Annotated in this window: 22 protein-coding genes and 1 riboswitch; of the genes, 10 read left to right on the top strand and 12 right to left on the bottom strand. The window is 71.2% G+C overall.

Annotation, left to right across the window (positions count from 1 at the left end):
- Positions 1 to 40 precede the first annotated feature (40 nt).
- The 5 genes from BZY54_RS07915 to thrC all read right to left on the bottom strand — a co-directional run bounded on the left by BZY54_RS07915 (position 41) and on the right by thrC (position 5,733).
- A complete protein-coding gene (locus tag BZY54_RS07915) occupies positions 41 to 1,189 on the bottom strand; it encodes an NADH:flavin oxidoreductase (protein WP_086723965.1) in 1,149 nt (382 codons plus the stop codon).
- Between the two features lie 229 nt (positions 1,190 to 1,418).
- Complete coding sequence (gene groL / locus BZY54_RS07920) at positions 1,419 to 3,041, bottom strand: chaperonin GroEL (protein ID WP_030164974.1); 1,623 nt, start codon at positions 3,039 to 3,041, stop codon at positions 1,419 to 1,421.
- 320 nt (positions 3,042 to 3,361) lie between these two features.
- A complete protein-coding gene (locus BZY54_RS07925; protein ID WP_019057200.1) occupies positions 3,362 to 3,568 on the bottom strand; it encodes a cold-shock protein in 207 nt (68 codons plus the stop codon).
- Between the two features lie 429 nt (positions 3,569 to 3,997).
- Positions 3,998 to 4,273: a MoaD/ThiS family protein gene (locus tag BZY54_RS07930; RefSeq protein WP_086723967.1), complete on the bottom strand. Its 276-nt coding sequence runs from the start codon at positions 4,271 to 4,273 to the stop codon at positions 3,998 to 4,000.
- Positions 4,274 to 4,446: 173 nt separating this feature from the next.
- Positions 4,447 to 5,733: a threonine synthase gene (thrC, locus tag BZY54_RS07935; RefSeq protein ID WP_086723969.1), complete on the bottom strand. Its 1,287-nt coding sequence runs from the start codon at positions 5,731 to 5,733 to the stop codon at positions 4,447 to 4,449.
- Positions 5,734 to 5,751: 18 nt separating this feature from the next.
- Positions 5,752 to 5,894, bottom strand: a riboswitch (SAM riboswitch).
- A 201-nt stretch (positions 5,895 to 6,095) separates the two neighbouring features.
- Here thrC and BZY54_RS07940 point away from each other — a divergent pair.
- Together BZY54_RS07940 and BZY54_RS07945 are read left to right on the top strand one after the other, a co-directional pair.
- Positions 6,096 to 7,067 (top strand): glucosyl-3-phosphoglycerate synthase, encoded by a 972-nt coding sequence (locus tag BZY54_RS07940; RefSeq protein ID WP_086723970.1) that lies wholly within the window; start codon positions 6,096 to 6,098, stop codon positions 7,065 to 7,067.
- 81 nt (positions 7,068 to 7,148) lie between these two features.
- Positions 7,149 to 8,588, top strand: coding sequence for an alpha,alpha-trehalose-phosphate synthase (UDP-forming) (locus BZY54_RS07945; RefSeq protein WP_086723972.1), 1,440 nt, complete (start codon positions 7,149 to 7,151; stop codon positions 8,586 to 8,588).
- A 66-nt stretch (positions 8,589 to 8,654) separates the two neighbouring features.
- On the opposite strand, the gene otsB is transcribed toward BZY54_RS07945, so the two are convergent.
- The 3 genes from otsB to BZY54_RS07960 all read right to left on the bottom strand — a co-directional run bounded on the left by otsB (position 8,655) and on the right by BZY54_RS07960 (position 11,273).
- Positions 8,655 to 9,527: a trehalose-phosphatase gene (gene otsB, locus BZY54_RS07950; protein WP_086723974.1), complete on the bottom strand. Its 873-nt coding sequence runs from the start codon at positions 9,525 to 9,527 to the stop codon at positions 8,655 to 8,657.
- 86 nt (positions 9,528 to 9,613) lie between these two features.
- A complete protein-coding gene (locus BZY54_RS07955) occupies positions 9,614 to 9,874 on the bottom strand; it encodes a DUF3263 domain-containing protein (protein WP_086723976.1) in 261 nt (86 codons plus the stop codon).
- Between the two features lie 127 nt (positions 9,875 to 10,001).
- Complete coding sequence (locus BZY54_RS07960) at positions 10,002 to 11,273, bottom strand: ABC transporter substrate-binding protein (protein WP_483025147.1); 1,272 nt, start codon at positions 11,271 to 11,273, stop codon at positions 10,002 to 10,004.
- A gap of 106 nt (positions 11,274 to 11,379) precedes the next feature.
- Here BZY54_RS07960 and BZY54_RS07965 point away from each other — a divergent pair, with 106 nt between their 5' ends.
- From BZY54_RS07965 to BZY54_RS07975, 3 genes are all read left to right on the top strand, one after another.
- The gene (locus BZY54_RS07965) at positions 11,380 to 12,315 is read left to right on the top strand and encodes an ROK family protein (RefSeq protein WP_086723979.1); all 936 of its coding nucleotides are present in this window, start codon (positions 11,380 to 11,382) and stop codon (positions 12,313 to 12,315) included.
- 7 nt (positions 12,316 to 12,322) lie between these two features.
- Positions 12,323 to 13,465 carry an N-acetylglucosamine-6-phosphate deacetylase gene (gene nagA / locus BZY54_RS07970; protein ID WP_086723980.1) on the top strand — a complete coding sequence of 381 codons (1,143 nt, stop codon included), beginning with the start codon at positions 12,323 to 12,325 and terminating at the stop codon, positions 13,463 to 13,465.
- 154 nt (positions 13,466 to 13,619) lie between these two features.
- Positions 13,620 to 14,549 carry a 1-phosphofructokinase family hexose kinase gene (locus BZY54_RS07975; RefSeq protein ID WP_086723982.1) on the top strand — a complete coding sequence of 310 codons (930 nt, stop codon included), beginning with the start codon at positions 13,620 to 13,622 and terminating at the stop codon, positions 14,547 to 14,549.
- Between the two features lie 4 nt (positions 14,550 to 14,553).
- Here the strand turns inward: BZY54_RS07975 and BZY54_RS07980 are convergent, their stop codons facing one another.
- On the bottom strand, positions 14,554 to 15,525 hold the full coding sequence (locus BZY54_RS07980; RefSeq protein ID WP_086723984.1) for a carbohydrate-binding protein: 972 nt from the start codon (positions 15,523 to 15,525) through the stop codon (positions 14,554 to 14,556).
- A gap of 118 nt (positions 15,526 to 15,643) precedes the next feature.
- Entirely contained in the window at positions 15,644 to 17,320 is a 1,677-nt protein-coding gene (cdgB, locus tag BZY54_RS07985) for a diguanylate cyclase CdgB (RefSeq protein WP_086723985.1), read from the bottom strand.
- A gap of 346 nt (positions 17,321 to 17,666) precedes the next feature.
- Here cdgB and BZY54_RS07990 point away from each other — a divergent pair, with 346 nt between their 5' ends.
- Both BZY54_RS07990 and BZY54_RS07995 read left to right on the top strand, forming a co-directional pair.
- The gene (locus tag BZY54_RS07990; protein ID WP_425276266.1) at positions 17,667 to 18,260 is read left to right on the top strand and encodes a flavin reductase family protein; all 594 of its coding nucleotides are present in this window, start codon (positions 17,667 to 17,669) and stop codon (positions 18,258 to 18,260) included.
- Between the two features lie 101 nt (positions 18,261 to 18,361).
- Positions 18,362 to 18,877, top strand: a complete 516-nt coding sequence (locus tag BZY54_RS07995; protein ID WP_244217023.1) for a GNAT family N-acetyltransferase — start codon at positions 18,362 to 18,364, stop codon at positions 18,875 to 18,877.
- Between the two features lie 15 nt (positions 18,878 to 18,892).
- Here BZY54_RS07995 and arfB read toward each other — a convergent pair whose 3' ends face one another.
- Entirely contained in the window at positions 18,893 to 19,330 is a 438-nt protein-coding gene (arfB, locus tag BZY54_RS08000) for an alternative ribosome rescue aminoacyl-tRNA hydrolase ArfB (RefSeq protein WP_086723987.1), read from the bottom strand.
- 178 nt (positions 19,331 to 19,508) lie between these two features.
- Here arfB and BZY54_RS08005 point away from each other — a divergent pair, with 178 nt between their 5' ends.
- Both BZY54_RS08005 and BZY54_RS08010 read left to right on the top strand, forming a co-directional pair.
- On the top strand, positions 19,509 to 20,084 hold the full coding sequence (locus BZY54_RS08005; RefSeq protein ID WP_086723989.1) for a TerD family protein: 576 nt from the start codon (positions 19,509 to 19,511) through the stop codon (positions 20,082 to 20,084).
- A gap of 105 nt (positions 20,085 to 20,189) precedes the next feature.
- Positions 20,190 to 20,705: a GNAT family N-acetyltransferase gene (locus BZY54_RS08010; RefSeq protein ID WP_086723991.1), complete on the top strand. Its 516-nt coding sequence runs from the start codon at positions 20,190 to 20,192 to the stop codon at positions 20,703 to 20,705.
- A 17-nt stretch (positions 20,706 to 20,722) separates the two neighbouring features.
- Here the strand turns inward: BZY54_RS08010 and BZY54_RS08015 are convergent, their stop codons facing one another.
- A complete protein-coding gene (locus BZY54_RS08015; RefSeq protein WP_086723993.1) occupies positions 20,723 to 22,132 on the bottom strand; it encodes a M1 family metallopeptidase in 1,410 nt (469 codons plus the stop codon).
- 41 nt (positions 22,133 to 22,173) lie between these two features.
- Here BZY54_RS08015 and BZY54_RS08020 point away from each other — a divergent pair, with 41 nt between their 5' ends.
- Positions 22,174 to 22,674 (top strand): hypothetical protein, encoded by a 501-nt coding sequence (locus BZY54_RS08020; protein ID WP_086724010.1) that lies wholly within the window; start codon positions 22,174 to 22,176, stop codon positions 22,672 to 22,674.
- Positions 22,675 to 22,702: the final 28 nt, after the last annotated feature.

Genomic DNA, 22,702 nt, shown 5'->3' on the forward strand with positions numbered 1-22,702 from the left:
GGGGGCACCGGCGTCGTAGGGGTGCGCCGGGCGACGGCGCTCAGCTCAGCGTCTTCACCGCCGCCGCGTCGTACGGCTTCAGCTCCTCGAAGCGGTCGCCCAGGACCTTCGCCGCCCACTCGGGGTCCTGGAGCAGCGCACGGCCCACGGCCACCAGGTCGAACTCGTCGCGCTCCATGCGGTCCAGCAGGTTGTCCAGGCCGCCGAGCGCGGCGCCCTCGCCCTGGAACGCCTTGATGAAGTCGCCGTCCAGGCCGACCGAGCCCACGGTGATGACCTGCTTGCCCGTCAGCTTCTTCGTCCAGCCCGACAGGTTGAGGTCCGAGCCCTCGAACTCGGGGAGCCAGTAGCGGCGGGTGGAGGCGTGGAAGACGTCCACGCCGGCCGCCGCGAGCGGGGTCAGGATGGCCTCCAGCTCCTCGGGCGTCTCGGCGAGCCGCGCGTCGTAGGCCTCCTGCTTCCACTGCGAGTACCGGAAGAGGACCGGGAACTCGGGCGAGACGGCCGCGCGCACCGCCGCGACGATCTCCGCCGCGAACTTCGTCCGGGCCACCGGGTCGCCGCCGTAGGCGTCCGTACGGCGGTTGGTGCCCGCCCACAGGAACTGGTCCAGCAGATAGCCGTGGGCGCCGTGCAGCTCCACGCCGTCGAAGCCGATGCGCTCGGCCGCCGCGGCCGCCTCGGCGAACGCGCCGATGACGTCGTCCACGTCCTGCTGGGTCATGGCCTTGCCGGTGGCCTCGGACTCGCCGACGCGCAGCCCGGAGGGACCGACCGGGGGCGCGTCCGCGAACGGCGGCCGGCCCGGCCGGCGGACCATGCCGATGTGCCACAGCTGCGGCACGATCGTGCCGCCCGCCGCGTGCACGGCCTCGGCGACCCTCGCCCAGCCCGCGAGCTGCTCCTCGCCGTGGAACCGCGGCACCCGGCTGCTCTCCCCCGCCGACTCGTGCCCGACGTACGTGCCCTCGGTGACGATCAGACCCACGCCGGCGGCGGCGCGGCGGGCGTAGTACGACGACACGTCCTCCCCCGGGACGCCGCCCGGGGAGAACATGCGGGTCATCGGGGCCATCACGATCCGGTTCGGGACGGTGAGGCCGTTCAGCACGACGGGACGGGAGAGGATCCGGGCCGCACGGGAGGCGGACTCGGGGGCGGGTCCGGACTCGGGGGCGGTGACGGTCATATGGGCTCCTCGACAGGACGGGAGGACGGACGGATACCGCATGGTATGTGCACGCGCATGTAACGCGCGCACCGGCGTCAACCGCCCCGCCTGTCACACCATTTCCACCGCCCCACCGGTGTGACCCGGAACACGCCCGAGGGCGGCACCCCCTGCTTCCAGGGAGTGCCGCCCTCGGTACGAAAGGACGGATCCGATCCTCCAAGGCCCGCGAGGGGCCTTCAGCGGATCAGAAGTCCATGTCACCGCCCGGCATGCCGCCGCCGGCCGGCGCGGCGGCCTTCTCCGGCTTGTCGGCGATGACGGCCTCGGTGGTGAGGAACAGCGCGGCGATGGAGGCGGCGTTCTGCAGGGCAGAGCGGGTCACCTTCGCCGGGTCGATGATGCCTTCCTTGACCAGGTCGACGTACTCGCCGGTCGCGGCGTTCAGGCCGTGACCCGGGGTCAGGTTGCGCACCTTCTCCACCACGACGCCGCCCTCGAGGCCGGCGTTGACGGCGATCTGCTTCAGCGGGGCCTCGAGCGCGAGCTTCACGGCCTGGGCGCCGGTCGCCTCGTCACCCTCGAGCTCCAGCTTCTCGAAGACGTTGGTGGTCTGCAGCAGGGCCACGCCACCACCGGCGACGATGCCCTCCTCGACGGCCGCCTTGGCGTTGCGCACGGCGTCCTCGATGCGGTGCTTGCGCTCCTTGAGCTCGACCTCCGTGGCGGCACCGGCCTTGATGACCGCGACACCGCCGGCGAGCTTGGCCAGGCGCTCCTGGAGCTTCTCGCGGTCGTAGTCGGAGTCGCTGTTCTCGATCTCGGCGCGGATCTGGTTCACGCGGCCGCCCACCTGCTCCGAGGAGCCGGCACCGTCGACGATGGTGGTCTCGTCCTTGGTGATGACGACCTTGCGGGCCTTGCCCAGCAGGTCGAGGGTGGCGTTCTCCAGCTTGAGGCCGACCTCCTCGGAGATGACCTCGCCGCCCGTGAGGATGGCGATGTCGCCGAGCATGGCCTTGCGGCGGTCACCGAAGCCCGGGGCCTTGACGGCGACGGACTTGAAGGTGCCGCGGATCTTGTTGACGACCAGGGTCGACAGGGCCTCGCCCTCGACGTCCTCGGCGATGATCAGCAGCGGCTTGCCCGACTGCATGACCTTCTCCAGCAGCGGGAGCAGGTCCTTGACCGAGGAGATCTTGGAGTTGGCGATGAGGATGTACGGGTCCTCGAGCACCGCCTCCATGCGCTCCATGTCGGTCGCGAAGTAGGCGGAGATGTAGCCCTTGTCGAAGCGCATGCCCTCGGTGAGCTCGAGCTCCAGGCCGAAGGTCTGCGACTCCTCGACGGTGATGACGCCTTCCTTGCCGACCTTGTCCATGGCCTCGGCGATCAGCTCGCCGATCTGGGTGTCGGCGGCGGAGATGGAGGCGGTGGAGGCGATCTGCTCCTTGGTCTCGACCTCCTTCGCCTGGTCGAGCAGGGCGGCGGAGACGGCCTCGACGGCCTTCTCGATACCGCGCTTGAGGGCCATCGGGTTGGCGCCGGCGGCGACGTTGCGCAGGCCTTCCTTGACCAGGGCCTGGGCGAGCACGGTCGCGGTGGTCGTACCGTCACCGGCGACGTCGTCCGTCTTCTTGGCGACTTCCTTGACCAGCTCGGCGCCGATCTTCTCGTACGGGTCCTCGAGCTCGATCTCCTTGGCGATGGAGACACCATCGTTGGTGATCGTGGGGGCGCCCCACTTCTTCTCGAGGACGACGTTGCGGCCCTTGGGGCCGAGCGTCACCTTCACGGCGTCCGCGAGCTGGTTCATGCCGCGCTCGAGGCCGCGCCGCGCCTCCTCGTCGAACGCGATGATCTTGGCCATGTGAAGTGGTCCCTCCAGGACTGGGGGTGATTCCTTCGGACCGCGCCCGCGCCCGCGACGGACGGCTCGCGGACCCCGTGGTTCCTTGCCCCACTTGGCCCGCGGACCTCACCGACCCGGTCCTTCGCTGTCACTCTCACCTTCAGAGTGCTAACGCCAATGATTAGCACTCGCCCATGCCGAGTGCAAGCGGCTCGAGCGGATCCCCAGGTGAACAGCGGACACGCGCGGCGTCCGGACAGACCGAAGGGCTCGTACCCCGGGAGGCACGAGCCCTTCGAAGATGTACAGAAGAACGTCGCTGTCAGTCGGCGCGTGCTTCAGCTGGTCGCGAGCCGAACCATGTCTGCCTGCGGCCCCTTCTGGCCCTGCGAGATCTCGAAATCGACCCGCTGACCCTCTTCCAGGGTGCGGTAACCGTCCATCTGGATCGCGCTGTAGTGGACGAAAACATCCGCACCACCGTCGACCGCGATGAAGCCGTAGCCCTTCTCCGCGTTGAACCACTTGACGGTGCCCTGAGCCATGCCTAACTCCCCTATTACTGGCCCTTGCACAGATCCACACTTCGCGGACCCGGGTCAGACCTCACCCCCCGTGGACGGGGGCGTGCGCCGGAACGCGTCGACCGCGGCTGAATGTATCTGTCCAACTGCCGTCTGCAACAGGTCAATCGGACGAGAAATCTGGACGGATCGGGTCCGGAATATGACGAGAATTCATCTCGATTCAGGGCAAGTCGGGCCCCATAAACAAGGCAAATGCCGCGAAAAACCCGCGCACTTTGGCTACTTCTCATCGGCGTGCGGCAGGAATCCAGGGCTTCCCGATGCGGCGATCGGGAGCGCGTTCCCCAACTGTACCGCGCTCAATCACGCAGAACGGCCCCCTCCGTTTCTCTTACGGAGGGGGCCGTTCCGGGAACGGTGAGTAACGGATGTTACCCACGGTATTGGTCAGCCGCCGGCGACCGCCGGGATGATCGACACGCCGGCGCCGTCCGGGGTGGCCGTCTCGAGACCCTGCTCGAAGCGGACGTCGTCGTCGTTGACGTAGACGTTGACGAAGCGGCGCAGCTTGCCCTGGTCGTCCAGGACACGCGCGGCGATGCCCGTGTGGTTCTTCTCCAGGTCGGAGATGACCTCGGCGAGGGTCGCGCCCTCGGCGTCCACCTCGGCCTGTCCGCCGGTGTAGGTGCGCAGGATGGTGGGGATGCGAACGGTCACGCTCATGCGGTTTGACCTCCGGTGACGATAAGACTGTTTTGCGTGTTGGCCGCCGGGCCGGCGGTCACGGCCGTGGAGCCGGCACAAGACCCCGGTTCGGGTTCGTCCCCGGGGCGGCCGGCCGTGAACGGGGAGCCCAGCGGGTGACCGCTGGACTCCTCGGGCCTCCGAGGAGGAGGTCAGGCGAGGCCGGCCTCCCGGAACGATTCGAGGTTGGGACGGATGGTCGCGGTGAGCCCTGTGCCGGCCACGGCGTCCAGCGTCTTGAGGCCGTCGCCGGTGTTGAGGACGACGGTGGTCTTCGTCGGGTCGAGGACGCCGCTCTCGATCAGCTTCCGCGTCACGCCGACCGTCACGCCGCCCGCCGTCTCCGCGAAGATGCCCTCGGTGCGGGCGAGCAGCTTGATCGCGTCGACGACCTGTTCGTCCGTCACATCCTCCACCGCACCGCCCGTGCGGCGCGCGATGTCCAGTACGTACGGCCCGTCGGCCGGGTTGCCGATCGCCAGCGACTTGGCGATGGTGTCGGGCTTCTGCGGGCGCACGACGTCGTGCCCGGCCTTGAAGGCCGTGGACACCGGTGAGCAGCCCTCGGCCTGGGCGCCGAAGATCTTGTACGGCTTGTCCTCGACCAGACCCAGCTTGATCAGCTCCTGAAGGCCCTTGTCGATCTTGGTGAGCTGCGAGCCGGAGGCGATCGGGACGACGATCTGGTCCGGGAGCCGCCAGCCGAGCTGCTCGCAGACCTCGTACGCCAGCGTCTTGGAGCCCTCGGCGTAGTACGGCCGCAGGTTGACGTTGACGAAGCCCCAGCCCTCGCCGGCCGGGTCGCCGATCAGCTCGGAGCAGAAGCGGTTCACGTCGTCGTAGTTGCCCTCGATGCCGACGAGCTCGCCGCCGTAGATCGCGGCCATGACGACCTTGCCCTGCTCCAGGTCGTGCGGGATGAACACGCAGGAGCGGAAGCCCGCGCGGGCGGCCGCGGCGCCGACGGCACCGGCGAGGTTGCCGGTGGAGGAGCAGGACAGGGTGGTGAAGCCGAAGGCGCGGGCGGCCTCGAGGGCCTGGGCGACCACGCGGTCCTTGAAGGAGTGCGTCGGGTTGCCGGAGTCGTCCTTCACGTACAGCCCGCCGGTGACACCGAGTTCGCGGGCCAGGTTGTCGGCCTTGACGAGCTTGGTCCAGCCGGGGTTGAGGTTCGGCTTGCCGGCCACGTCCGCCGGGACGGGCAGCAGCGGGGCGTAGCGCCAGATGTTCGCGGGGCCCGCTTCGATCCTCTTGCGCAGTTCCTCGGTGTCGTAGGCCGAGAAGTCGTAGGCGATCTCCAGCGGGCCGAAACACTCCTCGCAGGCGAAGACCGGGCCGAGGGGGACGCGGTGACCGCACTCGCGACAGCTCAGCGCTGCGGCGGGGCCGAGATCGACGGTGGATCCGGAGGTGCTGCTTGCAACTGTCTGCACAGCCATGTGAGGCGAGGCCCTTTCTCCTCATCTTCCTCACGACGCATCTCGCCGTGAGACGGATTTGGCACCTTCCCAAGCCGGGAGCCTCGCGGTGATCGCCGAGACCGGCTGGAGGGTTGCCGGGGCTTCATCGGGCCGTGTCCCTCTGCCCCTCTGGATGAGCGGTATTCGGTTGTGAGTCGCGCGTGATGACCCCCGGCATGCGATGGTCATCCGCGTTGTTCAAGACTGTAACCGAAGGCCAGGACAGTGAGAGACAGTCGTCCGAACCGCGAGACGGATCACACGATGTTGTGACCCATGCCGCGATCCGGGCAGTGCCGATCCGTTCAAACGATCCGAGCAGGAGTGAGGAGCCGTCGACCGTGCTGGAAGAAGTCGAGCGCTGGCTGAGGACACGCTCGTGGTCCGTGGCGGATCGCCCGCTCCACACGCTCCTGGCCGCCAAGCGCGCCGGTGGCTGCTCCATCAGTGTGGTCCTGCCGGCGCTGAACGAGGAGGAGACGGTCGGCGACATCGTCTCCGCGATCCGCCGCGACCTGGTGGTGCGGGCGCCGCTCGTCGACGAGATCGTCGTCGTCGACTCCGGCTCCACCGACCGCACCGCCGAGCGGGCCGCCGCCGCGGGCGCCCGGGTCGTGCACCGCGACGAGATACTTCCCCGCATCCCGGCGGTCCCCGGCAAGGGCGAGGTGCTGTGGCGCTCCCTGCTGGTCACCCGTGGGGACGTCATCTGCTTCGTCGACGCCGACCTGAGGGAGTTCTCCTCCGACTTCGTCACCGGGATCGTGGGCCCGCTGCTCACCGACCCGGACGTGCACCTGGTCAAGGCGATGTACGACCGTCCGCTGACGGTGCCCGACGGCAGCGCCGCCGGCACGACGGCGGCCGGCCAGGGCGGCCGGGTCACCGAGCTGATGGCCCGCCCGCTGCTCAACATGCACTGGCCGCAGCTGGCCGGCTTCGTGCAACCGCTCGGCGGCGAGTACGCGGCCCGCCGCTCACTGCTCGAACAGCTTCCGTTCCCCGTCGGCTACGGCGTCGAGCTGGGCATGCTGGTCGACGCGCTGCACCTGGTGGGCCTCGACGCGCTCGCACAGGTCGACGTGGGCGTGCGCAAGCACCGGCACCAGGACGGGCAGGCGCTCGGCCGGATGGCCGCCGCGATCTACCGCACCGCCCAGCTGCGCCTGGCCCGCGGCCATCTGATCCGTCCCGCCCTCACCCAGTTCGAGCGCGGCGAGGACGGCTTCGAGCCGCGCACGTACTCCGTGGACACCGAGGAGCGCCCGCCGATGAACGAGATCGCGGAGTACGCCTCCCGGAAGGTGGCGTGAAACCCGCTCTCGTCCCGGTCGGCCGGCTACGAAGCGGAACCGTACGTTTGAGTGTTTCGGGGTCGGGCTAGGTTGAGGACCATGGCTTCAACGCACGGTGCCGAAGTGCTGGTCGCGTCCAACCGCGGCCCGGTTTCGTACGAGGTGTGCGAGGACGGCTCGCTGCACGCCAGACGCGGAGGCGGAGGGCTGGTCTCCGGACTGTCCGCGATCGGGCCGGAGGCGGGCGCGGTGTGGGTGTGCGCCGCGCTGAGCGATGCCGACCGGGAGGCGGTACGCCGCTTCGAGGGGGGACGCCGGCTCCCGTCGGAGGCGACGGGCGGACAGCAGGTGCGGATGCTGGACATCGACCCGGCGGTCTTCTCCGACGCCTACAACGGGATCGCCAACTCGGTGCTGTGGTTCGTCCACCACATGCTCTACCAGACCCCGCTGGAGCCCGCCTTCGACAAGGAGTTCCGTCGCCAGTGGGCGTCGTACGAGGCCTACAACCGGGCCTTCGCCGAGGCGCTGGCGGAGGAGGCCGCCGAGGGCGCGGCCGTGGTGGTGCAGGACTACCACCTGACGCTGGTCCCGGGGATGCTGCGCGACTTCCGGCCGGATGTGCGGATCGGGCACTTCTCGCACACGCCGTGGGCGCCGGTGGACTACTTCCGGATGCTCCCCGACGACATCGCCGAGCAGGTGCTGCGCGGCATGCTGGGCGCCGACCGGCTGGGCTTCCTGACCCAGCGGTGGGCGGACGCGTTCACCGGATGCTGCGAGGCGCTCGTGGGCGGCCTCGGGGACACCCGGATCGGGGTGCACGGACTGGGCGCGGACGCCGACTTCCTGCGGGAGCGCTCGCACCGGGCCGACGTCTTCGAGCGGATGGCGGCGCTGCGCGAGGAGATCGGCGCGGCAGCGGACGGCGGACCACGCCGGACGATCGTCCGGGTGGACCGGACCGAGCTGTCCAAGAACATCGTGCGGGGACTGCTGGCGTACCGGCAGCTCCTGGAGGACCGCCCCGAGTGGCGCGGGCGGGTGGTGCACATCGCGTTCGCCTACCCCTCGCGGCAGGATCTCGCGGTGTACCGGGAGTACACGGCCGAGGTGCGGAGGCTGGCAGAGGAGATCAACGGGCGGTACGGGACGCCCGGATGGACGCCCGTCCTGCTGCACGTCGAGGACGACTTCGCCCGGTCGCTGGCGGCGTACCGGATCGCGGACGTGGCGCTGGTCAACCCCATCCGGGACGGCATGAACCTGGTCGCCAAGGAGGTGCCGGTCGTCTCCGACTCCGGGTGCGCGCTGGTGTTGTCGCGGGAGGCGGGGGCGTACGCGGAGCTGGGTGAGGACGCGGTGGCGGTGAATCCCTTCGACGTGGTGGGGACGGCGGCGGCGCTGCACGAGGCCTTGAGCATGCCGGGGGCCGAGCGGGCGGAACGGACGAAGCGGCTCGCCGCGGCGGCCACCGCGTTGCCGCCGGCTCAGTGGTTCTTGGACCAGTTGGGCGAGTTGGAGCGGCAGGGGGGCTGAATCCGCCCTGCGAGCAGGGGCCCCGGCCCGCCCGTGCCGCCCCGGGCGGCACGGGCTGCCGCGGGGTCACAGGTGCTCTGCCAGCGTCCTCAGCAGCGCGACGACTCCCGCCGGGCCTTCCACCACGAGGTCCGCCCTCTCGGAGAGTTCCGTGACCTCTGTGCTGCCGCTGCAGACGAGGAGGCCCGGTACTCCGTCGGAGCGGAGCTTGTCGATCGCGGCGAAGGCGGGGAGGTCGCCGAGGTCGTCGCCGGCGTACAGGACCGAGGTGGCGCCCAGGCCGCGGACGTAGTCGGACAGTGCCACGCCCTTGTCCATGCCCGGCGGGCGCAGTTCCAGGACCATACGGCCCGGTTCGACGATCAGGCCGTGGCGGGCGGCCAGCTCGGTCAGGGGCTCGCGGAGGAGGTCGAAGGCGGCCTGGGGGTCGTCCGCGCGGCGGGTGTGGACCGCGACGGAGCGGCCCTTCTCCTCGATCCAGGTGCCGCGCCAGGCGCCGATCCGGTCGAGGAAACCCGGCAGCTCGGCGCGGACGGCGGCCACACCGGGATGCGGGGCCGGGGCGGTGACCTGGCCCGTGGCGGCCTCCCAGCGTTCGGCACCGTAGTGGCCGAGGACGACGAGGTGTCCCAGGCCGGGTACGCCCGCGAAGCCGCCGTAGCGGACCGCGACGCCCGCCGGGCGGCCGGTGACCACCGCGACGGCGGCCACCTTCGGGGCGAGCGCGGCGAGCGCGGGCACCGCCTCCGGGTGCGCCCTGGCCTGGTCCGGGTCGGCCACGATCGGCGCGAGCGTGCCGTCGAAGTCGAGTGCGATCACCGCTTTCTCCGGACGCGCGAGCAGCGCCGCGAGTCCGTCCCGTCCGGCCGGCGTGGCGGGCGTCGGCAAGGAGGTGTCGGCGTTGGTCGGATGCGTCTCGTGACTGTCCTGGCTGCCCATATGCCGAACCTATCCACCCCGGGCCGGAAGCACTCCTCGTCACGCCCGGCGCCCGCGTTCCCCGGTGTGCGGACCGGCACGCTTCCTCAGCGCTCGGACCGGCGCGCGTCCCGCACCCGGCGCAACCGGTTCACCGTCACCGGGTCGTGCGCCAGGGCCCGCGTGTCGTCGAGGAGGGCGTTGAGGAGCTGGTAGTAGCGAACGGGTGACAGGCCCAGCTCCTCGCGTATGGCGCGCTCCTTCGCGCCGGGGCCGGCGAAGCCGCGGCGCTCCAGGGCGAGGATGTCCCGCTCCCTGCGGCCGAGGTCCTGGCCCCGCCCCTGCCCCTGGTCGTCGTCCACGTCCATACCGGCACCGTAACCCGCGCCACCGACAACGACGCCCGTCCCGGGCGCGCCCGGGGCCCGGGGCCTCTCGTTCGGGTCATGCCGGGCTCGCGGGGTCCCTGATCCGGCCTGATCCGAACGAAAGACCCTAGCCCGCGAGCTCCGCGCTCTCCGCCGTCGACGCCTTGTCCTGCAGCCGGTTCAGGACGGCGGTGGGGTCGCCCCCGGGGCTCACCGTCTGCCCGATCTGCTTCTTGATGTCCGCGCTGATCTGGGCCCAGGAGGTCTTGCCGAACGGGTAGAGCTGGGCGAGCGGCAGCTCGTCCAGGAACGGGCGCAGGTTCTCGTCCTGCTGCGCGTCGGCCATCGCGTCGGAGGCGGAGGTGGTCACGGGCAGCAGGTCGTACTCGCGGGAGAAGTCGAGGACGTTCTTCCGGCTGTAGACGAAGTCGAGGAAGTCGCCGATCCGGTCCTTGTGGCCGTGCTTCTTGAAGGCCATCATCCAGTCGGTGACGCCCATGGTGGACTTGGGCGTGCCGCTGCGGCCGGGCACCGGCACCATCCCGAACTTCACGCCCTTCTTCGCGGCCTGCTGCATCAGCGTGGGGTGGCCGTTGAGCATGCCGACGTCACCACTCGCGAAGGCCGCGAAGGCGTCGGCGCGGTTGAGCTTGCCGGGGGCGACCGGGCCGGTCAGGCCCTTGCCGACCAGCTCGTCCTTGAGCCAGGTGAAGGTCTCGGTGTTCTGCGGGGAGTTGAGGGTGTAGGTGCCGATGTCGTCGGTGTATCCGGAGCCGCCGCCCAGCAGCCACTGCATGGTCTCCGCCTGCGCCTCCTCGGGGCCCAGCGGCAGCGCGTAGGGGTACTTCACGCCCTCGGCCTTCAGCGCCTCGGCGTCGGAGGCGAGCTGGTCCCAGGTCTTGGGCGGGGTGATGTGGGCCTCGTCGAAGAGGGTCTTGTTGTAGAAGAGCACCCGGGTGGAGGCGGCGAACGGGATGCCGTACTGCACGTGCCGCAGCTGCCCGGCCTCGGAGAGCTGGCCGAGGAAGTCGGCCTGGACGGGTATGGAGAGCAGGTCGTCGGCCTTGTAGAGCAGCCCCCGGTCGGCGTAGTCGGCGTAGGCGCCGATCTGCGCCATGTCGGGCGGGTCGCCGGCGTCGACCATCTCCTTGACCTTGCGGTCGACGTCGGTCCAGGAGTACACGCTGACCTGGATCTTCACACTGGGGTGCCGGGACTCGTAGTCCCTGGCCAGCCGGTCCCAGTACTTCTGCGAGGTGTTGGCCGCCGAGTCGCCGTAGTCGGCGGCGACCAGCTTGAGGGTGACGTCGGAGGAGCCGGTGCTCCCGCAGCCGCCGAGGAAGGTTGTCATGCCCAGCGCGGACACCACCGCGATCATTCCTGTCCTGCGCCGCTGCACCGCTGTTTTCCGCCCCTACCGTCTCGTGTTCACCATGTGGACAGCATAGGTCTACACCACGTGAGTGGACTAGACCTCTTGCGGGTCGACGGGCCACACTGTTCCTGTGAGACACGTCATCGCTCTCGATGTGGGCGGCACCGGGATGAAGGCCGCGCTGGTCGGCGTGGACGGCGACCTCCTCCACCAGGCGCGCCGTCCGACAGGCCGCGAACGCGGGCCCGACGCCGTCGTCGAGGGCATCCTCGACTTCGCCGCCGAGCTGCGCGCGTACGGCGCCGGGCGGTTCGGCGAGCCCGCGTCCGCCGCCGGCGTGGCCGTGCCCGGCATCGTCGACGAGGGTCGCGGCATCGCCGCCTACTCCGCCAATCTCGGCTGGCACGACGTACCGCTGCGCGACCTGCTGGCCGAGCGGCTCGGCAGCCCGGTCGCGCTCGGCCACGACGTGCGCACCGGCGGGCTGGCCGAGGGCCGGATCGGCGCGGGCAAGGGCGCCGACCGGTTCTTCTTCGTGCCGCTGGGTACCGGGATCGCGGGCGCCATCGGCATCGACGGCCGGGTGGAGGCGGGCGCGCACGGCTTCGCCGGCGAGATCGGCCACATCGTCGTACGGCCCGGCGGCACCCCGTGCCCGTGCGGGCAGCGCGGCTGCCTGGAACGGTTCGCGTCCGCCTCCGCGGTCAGCCAGGCCTGGGCCCGGGCGTGCGGGGACCCGGACGCGGACGCGGCGGACTGCGCCAAGGCCGTTCGGTCCGGGGACACCCGCGCCCAGGCGGTCTGGCAGGAGGCGGTGGACGCGCTCGCCGACGGGCTGGTCACCGCCGTCACCCTGCTGGACCCGCGCACGCTGATCATCGGCGGCGGGCTCGCCGAGGCGGGGGAAACCCTGTTCGCACCGCTGCGGGAGGCCGTCCGGCGGCGGATCACCTTCCAGAAACTGCCGTCGATCGTCCCCGCGGCCCTCGGGGACACCGCCGGATGCCTGGGCGCTGGGCTCCTCGCCTGGGATCTCCTCAACGCTTCTACGACTTCCCGGAGGTAGCCAGCTGATGGCCCCTAGCAAGGTTCTCACCGGAGCCCGGGTGGTACTGCCCACCGGGATCGCGGACGGCGGCCGCGTGATCGTCGACGGCGCACGGATCGCCGGCAGGGCCCCTGCGGACGCCGAGACCATCGACGTCACCGGGCACTGGGTGGTCCCCGGCTTCGTCGACATCCACAACCACGGCGGCGGCGGGGCCTCCTTCTCGGGCTCGCCCGAGGACGCGCTGACCGCCGTGCACGCCCACCGGCGGCACGGCACCACCACCCTCGTGGCCTCGACCGTCACCGACGACATGGGCGTCCTCGCCAAGCAGGCGGGACTGCTCTCGGAGCTGGCCGAGCAGGGCGAGATCGCGGGCATTCACTTCGAGGGGCCGTTCATCTCGCCGTGCCGCAAGGGCGCGCACTCCGAGGCGCTGCTGCGCCACCCGGACCCGGCGGAGGTCCGCAAGCTGATCGACGCGGCCCGCGGGCACGCGAAGATGGTCACGCTCGCCACCGAACTGCCCGGCGGCATCGACTCCGTGCGGCTGCTCGCCGAGCACGGGGTGATCGCGGCGATCGGGCACACCGACGCCACGTACGAACAGACGGTGGAGGCGATCGACGCCGGAGCGACCGTCGCCACCCACCTGTTCAACGCCATGCCGACGCTCGGTCACCGCGCCCCCGGCCCGGTCGCGGCGCTGCTGGAGGACGAGCGGGTCACGGTCGAGCTGATCAACGACGGTGTGCACCTGCACCAGGCCGCCCTGGAACTGGCGTTCCACCACGCGGGCGCGGCCCGGGTCGCCTTCATCACCGACGCCATGGACGCCGCCGGGAGCGGCGACGGCCGCTACATGCTCGGCCCGCTGGAGGTGGAGGTCGACGGCGGTGTGGCACGGCTGGTAGAGGGCGGCTCGATCGCCGGTTCGACGCTCACCCTGGACCGGGCCTTCCAGCGGGCAGTGACCGTCGACCGGCTGCCGGTCACGGACGTCGTGGCCGCACTGTCCGCCAACCCGGCCCGGCTGCTCGGCCTGGACGACCGGGTGGGCTCCCTGGAACCCGGCAAGGACGCCGATCTGGTGCTGCTGGACGAGGAGTTCGCGCTCAAGGGCGTGATGCGGCGCGGCGAATGGGTGGTCGATCCCCAACTGGGCTGATCCGTCCGTCCGCCCGGCCCGCCGTCCGGCCGGCCGTCGGCCGGATGGCCGGTCCGAGGGCTGGGCGGTGCGCCGTCCGTTTGGCATGATCGAAGCCCCGGAGAACGTCCGGGACTTCGTGACAGGCGCACTTACTCGGGGGAGGTCTGCCCACGTGATCCTCACGGTCACGCTGAACACCGCTCTCGACATCACCTATCGGGTCCCGTTCCTCAGGCCCCACGCCTCCCACCGCGTGACCGAGGTGACCGAGCGGCCCGGCGGCAAGGGCGTCAACGTGGCCCGCGTCCTGGCCGCCCTCGGCCACGAGGTGACCGTCACCGGCTTCGCGGGCGGCGCCACCGGGCGCGAGGTCCACGACCGGCTCGCGGCGACGCCCGGTGTGGTGGACGCGCTGGTCCCGGTGACCGGCTCGACCCGGCGCACGGTCGCGGTCGTGGACGAGCGCTCAGGCGACACCACCCAGCTCAACGAGCCGGGCCCGGTCATCACCACGGCCGAGTGGTCCGCCTTCCAAGACGTCTACGAGGACCTGCTCGGCTCGGTGTCGGCGGTGGCGCTGTGCGGCAGCCTGCCGCCCGGGCTGCCGGTGGGCGCCTACGCCGGCCTGGTGCGCACCGCGCGCGCCGCGAAGGTGCCCGTACTGCTGGACACCAGCGGCGAGGCGCTGCGGCGCGGGGTGGCGGCCCGTCCCGACATCATCAAGCCGAACGCCGACGAGCTGGCCGAGCTCACCGGCTCCCACGAGCCGCTGCGCGCCACCCAGGACGCGCGCCGGCGCGGTGCCCGGACGGTGGTGGCCTCTCTGGGCGTCGACGGCCTCGTGGCCCACACCTCGGAGGGCCTGTGGCGGGCCGTGCCGCCCGCCCGCGTCCAGGGCAACCCGACCGGCGCCGGCGACTCGGCGGTGGCGGGCCTGCTCTCCGGGCTGGTGGAACACCTGCCGTGGCCGGACCGCCTGGCCCGCGCGGTCGCCCTGTCCACGGCGACGGTCCTGTCCCCGACGGCCGGCGAGTTCGACCGCACGGCCTATGCCGAGCTGCTGGAGCGGGTCGCGGTGACCGGCGAGGCCAGCGCGGCCTGAGGGCTCAGCCCCCGGACTTGACCCAGCCCTTTTCCAGCCACAGCTGGTCGAGGTTGGCGTCGCACTGGTTGCCCTGCTCGCACGAGATCTTGATGGTGTTCGTGCCCTTGTTGAGCTGGACGTAGTTGAACGTCTTCGTCCAGCCCTTCTCGTAGTCGCCCGCGGGCGCGTTCGCCCAGTTCTTCAGGTTGACGGGCGTGGTGGACGGCGTGCCGTTGACCGTGAGGGTCGCGGTGCCGTCCTTGCCGGGGACGCCGTACCCGAGGAAGACGGTGTACTTGCCGTCGGCGGGGATGCCGTTGACGGTCCAGGTGACCGAGGCGCCGACGTTGTTGAAGTTCGTCACGTAGACGCCGCCGTCGGCCTGGGCGCCCTTGACGGACGAGTCGGTGGTGGCGCCGCCGCCCAGCAGCAGCGCCTTCGCGTCGATCTTCGGCAGTTCGCCGTCGGCCGCGACGCTGCTGCTCGCCGACGGGGTCGGCTGGGAGCTCTGGGTGGCCGTGGGGGTGGTGCCGCCGGCCTTGTCGCCGCCCTTGTCGTCGGACTTGTCGCCCATCATGGCCACGCCGATGCCGATGACCACCGCGGCGACCACGGCGACGGCGCCGATCAGCAGGCCCTTGGTGTTCGGACCCCGGCCTCGGCCACCTCCGCCGCTCTGGGCGGGCTGGCGGGTGCTGGGCGGCGCACCGCCCGGCAGGGTCTCGGGGGCGGCGTAGTGGGCGCTCGGCTGGCCGTACGTTCCCTGCTGCTGACCGTAGGCCTGCTGGCCCTGCTGCGGGACCTGGCCGTAGGGCGCCGTGGGGGGCTGCTGGCCGTACTGCCGCTGGCCGACCGTGCGGACCCGACTGACCGAGTTCGGGTAGCCGTAACCACCGGACGGCGGCTGGGCTCCGTTGGCCTGACCGTCGGCGTAGAGATAGCCGAACGGGTCGTCGTCCTCGGGCGTGCTCGCGCCGTTGTTGCCGGGCGTCATCCCTTGGTACTCCTCAACAGGTGCGGTCGGATGCAGTACGTCGTGAGAATGGCGAGCCTACCCGCTCCCGTGGGCCCAAACAGGTGACTCAGACCGCATCAACTCGCTGACCTGCGGTTCATCCGGCCCGTCGGTGTTGTTTGGGACGAGATCGTTTCTCGACGTACATCCGTTCGTCAGCGGACTTCAACACTTCGTCCGCCGTCATACCGCAATGTGCCCACCCGATGCCGAAACTCGCGCCGACCCGGACGGCGCGGCCCTCGGCGCGGATCGGCTGGATGATCTCGTTGCGCAGCCGTACGGCAAGGTCCTGGGCGTCGGCCCGGCCGAGCCCGTCGGCGAGGATCACGAACTCGTCGCCGCCGAGCCGGGCGACCGTGTCGCCGTCGCGCACGCCGTTCGACAGTCGGCGGGCCACCTCGATCAGCACCGCGTCGCCCGCGTTGTGCCCGAACCGGTCGTTGATCGACTTGAAGCCGTCGAGGTCGCAGAAGAGCACCGCGAGCCCCTTGGTGCCGTCGTCCCGGTCGCCCTCGGGGGCGACGGTGTGCACGTGGTGGTCGTAGGCGTCGTACGCCTGGGGGCCGGGGCCGGGGCCGGGGCCGAAGTCGAAGCCGTGGCCGTGCCCGCCGCCGGTGTCGAAGGCCGGGTGGCCGTAGGCCGCGTCCAGCGAGTCGAGTTCGCCGGCGTGCGCCGCCTGGGGGCGCCGGCACAGCCGGGCGGAGAGGCGCGAGCGCAGTTCGGCGGAGTTCGGCAGGCCGGTGAGGGAGTCGTGGGAGGCGCGGTGCGCGAGGTGCAGCTCGCGGCGCTTGCGCTCCTCGATGTCCTCGACGTGGGTGAGCAGGAAACGGGGGCCGTCGGCGGCGTCGGCGACGACGGAGTTGCGCAGGGACACCCAGACGTAGGTGCCGTCCCGGCGGCCGAGGCGCAGTTCCGCGCGCCCGCCCTCGGCGGAGGTCCTGAGCAGCGTGCCTATGTCCTCGGGGTGGACCAGGTCGGAGAAGGAGTAGCGGCGCATCGCGGAGGCGGGGCGGCCGAGCAGCCGGCACAGGGCGTCGTTGGTGCGCAGGATCCGGCCGTGCTGGTCGCCGCCCATCTCGGCGATGGCCATGCCGGAGGGGGCGTACTCGAAGGCCTGCCGGAAGCTCTCCTCGCTGGCGCGCAGGGCCTGCTGCTCGCGCTCCAGGCGGACCAGGGCGCGCTGCATGTTGGCGCGCAGCCGGGCGTTGCTGATCGCGATGGCCGCCTGGAACGCGTACACCTGCAAAGCCTCGCGGCCCCAGGCGCCGGGCCGGCGGCCGTTGCGCGGGCGGTCCACGGAGAGCACGCCGAGCAGCTCGCCGGAGCCGCCGGGTCCGCCTGCCGAGTACATGGGCGCGAAGAGCCGGTCGGAGGGGTGCCACTCGTCCTCGAAGCGGGGAGCGGGCCCGTCGGTGTACCACTGCGGGACGTCGTCGTCGTCGAGGACCCAGCCCTCGGTGTGGGGTATGAAGACCAGATCGCCCCAGTGCTCGCCCATGCTGAGCCGGCGCTCCCAGGAATCACGGGAGCCGACCCGGCCGGTGATCAGTGCCTCGGCGGCGGGGTTGCCGGAGAACGCGGCCACCACGAGGTCGCCGTCGGCGCGTACGAGGTTGACGCAGGCCAGCTCGTAACCGAGTCCGGTCACGACGCCGTCGGCGACGGTCTGCAGCGTGTCCGCCAGGCTCCGCGCGGTGTTCATGTCCGCCATGACCTGGTGCAGTTGTCGCAGGGTCGCAAGACGGACGTAGGGCTCCGACTCGGTCTCCATGCTCGCCCTCCCCCCGAGACCTCGCAGCGTCAAAGGGTTCTCTTCGGCGTATCGTTCCGTGCGGTCTCCGCCACTGAATCACAGCGCGAAGCCCACTCGGTACACAGGGTCAACAATTAGAGCCCCTTGTGACTCAAGTCACAGCTGAACGTGAACAATTGAGTGGAGTTTCCGTGTTTTTCCTGCGCGTTTACTGAACGCAAACTTTGTGGGTGTGTGGACATGATGCACCAGCACCCCTCCGGGCGGGCCGGAATCGCGGGTTCCACTGGTCCCCCGGTCCTAGGTCCGGCTTCGGGCCAAGGCCCGATGCGGGGGCCGGGAGCCGGTGATTAGCGTGGAGTGCGTGCTGAACACTTCCCCCCTGCCGTCCCCGTCCGCCTCCCCCACCGCGACCGCGGCCTTTGGGCATGCTGAGGGGGTGAGCAACGACGAGTTCCGCGCCGCGATGTCCCGGTTGGCCGCGGGCGTGGTCCTGGTGACCGCACAGGAGCCGCCGCTCGACCCGGACGACCCGATGGCGCCGGCGGGCGAGGACGTGGGCATGACCGCCACCGCGTTCGTCTCGGTGTCGCTGGACCCACCGCTGGCCCTGGTCAGCCTGCGCGAGGGCTCCCGCATGGACGACCTGCTCGCCGAGCAGCCCCTGTGGGCCGTGTCCGTGCTGGCGGAGAGCCAGCGCCACATCGCCGGCCGCTTCGCCATGAAGGGCCGCATCAGCGACCGTCTGCTCTTCGAGGACATCCCCTACGTCCGCGGCGAGGTCTCCGGCGCCCCGCTCGTGGGCGGGGCCCTGGCGACCCTGGAACTGCGCACCGAGCAGCGGGTGCCGGCGGGCGACCACACCCTCGTCGTCGGCCGCGTCCTGACGGCACGCCTGCCGAGCGCGGACGGCGGACCGCTGCTGCACTTCCGGGGGCGGTACCGGCACCTGGGGTGAGCCGGCGTCCCGTATGACCCGGTGTCGGTCGAGCCGGTGCCCCGGTGGCCGAGCCGGAATTACGGTGGCCCTGCGCCGGGCGCCCGGCCTACGGTGCGCGGGTGACGAATCCCGACTCCGCCGTGGACGCCGATTCGGCCGCCCCCTCGCTCCGCCTCGAAGAGATCACCGCCGCCAACCTCGACGCCGCGCTCGGCATCCGGGTCCGCCCCGACCAGGAGCACGCGGTCGCACCGGTGGTGAAGTCCCTGGCCGAGGCCTACGTCCATCCGGGCGTCGCCTGGCCGCGCCTGATCGTCGACGGCGACCGTCCGGTGGGCTTCCTCATGGCCTTCTTCGACATCGACTGGCACCTGGACGGCAGCGTGATCCGCTCGGGCCTGTGGCGGCTGAACGTCGCGGCCGGGGTGCAGGGCCGCGGCTACGGCCGGTTCGCCGTCCAGGCGGTCGCCACCGAGATCCGCCGCCGGGGCGGCACGCGGATGTACGTGACCTGGCATCCCGGACCCGAGGGCCCGGAGGGCTTCTATCTGGGGCTCGGCTTCCGTACCAACGGAGAGACGAGCTCCGGCCAGACGGTGGGCGTACTGGACCTGGCGGACGGCGCCGGGAAGTGACCGCGGCGCCGGCCGCTACGACCAGTCCCGCCCCGACCGGCCGCGTTTGGTCTCCGAGCGCTGCTTCTTCTCCCACAGCCGCCGCTCGTTGATGCCGCGCGGGATCCGGGTCGGCCTGCGCGGCCTGGGCGGGGGCGCGGTCGCCTCGGCGAGCAGGGCGGCGAGACGTACGGCGGCCGCCTCGCGGTTGCGCCACTGGGACCGGTGCTCGCAGGCGCGGACCGTGACGACCCCGTCCACGAGCCGGCCCGCCAGCCGCTCCAGCGCGCGCTGTTTCCACACCTCGGGCAGGGCCTCGGTGTTCGCCAGGTCGAAGCGCAGTTCGACCTGGGTGTCGCTGGTGTTGACGTGCTGTCCGCCGGGCCCCGAGGACCGCGAGAAGCGCCAGGCCAGTTCGGCCTCGGGGAGCGCGACGGAGCCGCGGATGACATAGGGACCGGACATGTCGTCCATGTTCCCGCGCGTGTGCGGGTCACGTCACCGGATTTTCGCGGGGGCGCTCCCCAGGGACGTTCGAACCCGACTTGGCAAAAAAGGTAAAGACATCAGGAACCACGGGACCCCTCTCGGCGTTCATAGGGGTGGCGGTAGCTTCGTCCGCACACGCAACGAGGGAAGGGACTCCCAAACCATGGCTGTAAGCCTGTCCAAGGGCGGCAACGTCTCGCTCACCAAGGAAGCCCCGGGCCTGACCGCCGTCACCGTGGGCCTCGGCTGGGACGTCCGCACCACCACCGGCACGGACTTCGACCTGGACGCCTCCGCGATCGCGGTCAACGCGCAGGGCAAGGTGTACTCCGACGGCCACTTCGTCTTCTTCAACAACAAGCAGACGCCGGACAACACCATCGTCCACACCGGTGACAACCGCACGGGCGAGGGCTCCGGCGACGACGAGGCGATCAACGTCAACCTCGCCGGGCTCCCGGCCGACATCGACAAGGTCGTCTTCCCGGTCTCGATCTACGACGCCGAGAACCGCAGCCAGAACTTCGGCCAGGTCCGCAACGCCTACATCCGCATCGTCAACCAGGCCGGCGGCGCCGAGATCGCCCGCTACGACCTGTCGGAGGACGCGGCCACCGAGACGGCCATGGTCTTCGGCGAGCTGTACCGCAACGGCGCGGAGTGGAAGTTCCGCGCGGTCGGCCAGGGCTACGCCTCGGGCCTGGTCGGCATCGCCCAGGACTTCGGCGTCAACGTCTGACGGCGGCCACGCACGGGGAGCGGAGCCCCGGCCCGTTCCAGGGCCGGGGCTCCGCTCGGCGCCCGCTCCCGCACCCGTCCGCGCCGTCCGCGATACGTTGCGCAGGTGATACTCGAGCCCCTGTCCCTCCCCCCGGGCCATGACCTGCCGGGCGAGCTGCTGACCGAACTCACCGCGCTCTACGCCTCCAACCGCGACTTCCACGCCCTCAGCGGCGACTTCCCCGACCCGGACGACATCCGCCCGGAGCAGGTGGCGACCGCACTGGCCGGGGAGCTGGTGAACCCGGACGTGGAGGTGCTGCTCGCCCGCAGCGAAGGCGCTCTCGTGGGCATCGCCATCACCCTCGCCCACCACCCCGACCCGGCCGATCCGGACCCGTGGATCGGCCTGCTGATGGTGGACGCGGGCGCGCAACGGCAGGGCCGCGGAAGGCGGTTGGCGACCCTCGTCGAGGACCGCTTCCGCACCGCGGGACGCACCGCCGTACGCCTCGCCGTGCTGGAGAACAACCCCCGGGCCCTCGCCTTCTGGACCGCCCTCGGCTACGAGGTGGTCGACCACCGCCGGGACCTGCAACTGCACCGGCTGTGCGCGGTGTTGCGCAAGGAGCTCGGCTGAGGGACCGGCAGCGCCGGTCAGGGATGCGCCGGCTTGCCGTCGCCGTACAGCCAGTCCTGCCAGATCTCGCCGAAGTCCTTGTCCGGGGCCTTCTTCTCGACGTAGGCGGTGAACGCGGCGGTGTCGGCGTTGCCGTGGCGGTGGGTGGCGGCCCAGCCCTGGATGATGTCGTGGAAGGCGTCGTCGCCGACCGTCTGGCGGATCTTGTGCAGGACCATCGCGCCGCGTTCGTAGACGGGGTGGGCGGAGATGTGCGCGGCGCCGCTCGGTCTGGCCGGCGGGAAGGACCAGAGCTCCTCGGGGTCGACGTTCTCGTCCTCGCCCCGGTAGAGCGCGTCGAAGGTCTCCTGGGCGCTGGGTCCGCCGTGGTCCTCTTCCCACAGCCACTCCGCGTACGTCGCGAAGCCCTCGTTGAGCCACATGTCCCGCCACGACCTCGGGGTGACCGAGTCCCCGTACCACTCGTGGGCGAGTTCGTGGACGAGGGTGCCAGTGCCGGGGGCGCCGGGGAAGAAGGGCCTGTTCTGGGTCTCCAGGGCGTAGCCGGAGTCCTCGTGGCGGTCGACCACCACGCCGGTGGAGGAGAAGGGGTACGGACCGAAGTTGTCCTCCTCCCACTCGATGATCTCGGGGAGCTTGGCGAGCACCGCGCGGCTCGCCGCCTCCTGGGTGGGGTCGACGGCGACGTACACCGGCAGGTGGTTCTTCAGCACCGACTGAGTGATCTTGTAGTGGCCGATCGCGACCATGGCGAGGTAGCTCGCCATCGGCTCGCCGGTGTGCCAGCGGTACGTCGTCCGGCCGCCGCTGGTCGTCGTGCTCTTCAACTCGCCGTTGGAGACGGCCTGGAGTCCCTTGGGCACGGTGACGGAGATGTCGTACGCGGCCTTGTCCGAGGGGTGGTCGTTGCCGGGGAACCACGCCATCGAACCGACCGGTTCACCGAGGGCCAGCGCGCCGTCGGCGGTGGGCAGCCAGCCCTCCTTGGAACCGTCGGGGTCGGTGAGCGTCTGCGGGGTGCCGGAGTAGCGGACCGTCACGCGAAACGTTTCGCCCTTGTCCAGATCGTCGTGCGGGCGGACGGTCAGTTCCTGGCCCGCCCGGTGGTAGCGGGCCTTTCGTCCCTCGACGGTGACCCCCTGCACATGGAGCCCCTTCAGATCGAGGTCGAAGGCCGAGAGGTCCTTGGTGGCACGGGCCGTGATCTCCGCCGTACCGGTGAGCCGGCGGTGGTCCGGGTCGTAGGCCAGGGTGAGGCCGTAGTGGGTGACGTCGTACCCGCCGTTGCCCGCCTTGGGGAAGTAGGCGTCGCGCACGCCCGAGCCGCCCGGGGTGCCGTGGACACCGCCGCCGCAGGCGGTCAGGGCGAGGGTGAGGACGGCCGTGGTGGCGGCGACGGTTCGGACAGCCGGTGCAGGTCGGGACACACGTGCGATCCTATGCGGCGAGCCGTGACACCATCGGCTACGTGCTCGACATCGGCTACGCCCTCTCCAACCGCTTCCCCGACCCGCCGCAGACGGACTACCGCCGCGCGGACGTCCACGCGCTGCGCCACGACCTGTTCTGCGGCGATGTGTACCTGGCCGACACCAAGGCGGACCGGGAGGTGGCCACGGCCTGGGGGTGGGTGCCCGTGCTCGACTTCGCATGGGCGCTGTGCGACATCGTGGAGCGGCTGGACCGGGACCCGGCCGGCTCGCGGGCGGCCCGCCCGCAGCGGGCGGAGCTGGACTTCACCGAGTCCACCGACCGGATGCTCTTCGAGCGCCGCTTCGGCTGGGTGGACATCGAGGCCGACTGGATGCCGGCCGAGGAGCCGCCGCTCACCTTCTCCCACAGCGAACTGCGGCGGGAGGCCCGGGACTTCCTGCACGACCTGATCGCCGACCTGGTGGACATGCACGAGGACCTGGGCGAGAACCCCGCGATCTGGACCCTCCAGGCGCGCTTCCCCCGCCTGGCCTGACCCCGCCGGGGCCGCCCCGCCCGACCGG

Origin of the sequence: Streptomyces carpinensis, from assembly GCF_002154505.1 — a bacterium.
GTDB classification, from domain to species: domain Bacteria; phylum Actinomycetota; class Actinomycetes; order Streptomycetales; family Streptomycetaceae; genus Streptomyces; species Streptomyces carpinensis.

Bases quoted from the DNA above. Each gene is read 5' to 3' on its own strand.
- cdgB (WP_086723985.1), bottom strand. From the start codon at position 17,320: ATGGAGACCGAGTCGGAGCCCTACGTCCGTCTTGCGACCCTGCGACAA.
- BZY54_RS07980 (WP_086723984.1), bottom strand. From the start codon at position 15,525: ATGACGCCCGGCAACAACGGCGCGAGCACGCCCGAGGACGACGACCCG.
- otsB (WP_086723974.1), bottom strand. From the start codon at position 9,527: ATGGGCAGCCAGGACAGTCACGAGACGCATCCGACCAACGCCGACACC.
- thrC (WP_086723969.1), bottom strand. From the start codon at position 5,733: ATGGCTGTGCAGACAGTTGCAAGCAGCACCTCCGGATCCACCGTCGAT.
- nagA (WP_086723980.1), top strand. From the start codon at position 12,323: ATGGCCCCTAGCAAGGTTCTCACCGGAGCCCGGGTGGTACTGCCCACC.
- BZY54_RS07930 (WP_086723967.1), bottom strand. From the start codon at position 4,273: ATGAGCGTGACCGTTCGCATCCCCACCATCCTGCGCACCTACACCGGC.
- BZY54_RS07945 (WP_086723972.1), top strand. From the start codon at position 7,149: ATGGCTTCAACGCACGGTGCCGAAGTGCTGGTCGCGTCCAACCGCGGC.
- BZY54_RS08005 (WP_086723989.1), top strand. From the start codon at position 19,509: ATGGCTGTAAGCCTGTCCAAGGGCGGCAACGTCTCGCTCACCAAGGAA.
- BZY54_RS07955 (WP_086723976.1), bottom strand. From the start codon at position 9,874: ATGGACGTGGACGACGACCAGGGGCAGGGGCGGGGCCAGGACCTCGGC.
- arfB (WP_086723987.1), bottom strand. From the start codon at position 19,330: ATGGACGACATGTCCGGTCCCTATGTCATCCGCGGCTCCGTCGCGCTC.
- BZY54_RS07915 (WP_086723965.1), bottom strand. From the start codon at position 1,189: ATGACCGTCACCGCCCCCGAGTCCGGACCCGCCCCCGAGTCCGCCTCC.
- groL (WP_030164974.1), bottom strand. From the start codon at position 3,041: ATGGCCAAGATCATCGCGTTCGACGAGGAGGCGCGGCGCGGCCTCGAG.
- BZY54_RS07925 (WP_019057200.1), bottom strand. From the start codon at position 3,568: ATGGCTCAGGGCACCGTCAAGTGGTTCAACGCGGAGAAGGGCTACGGC.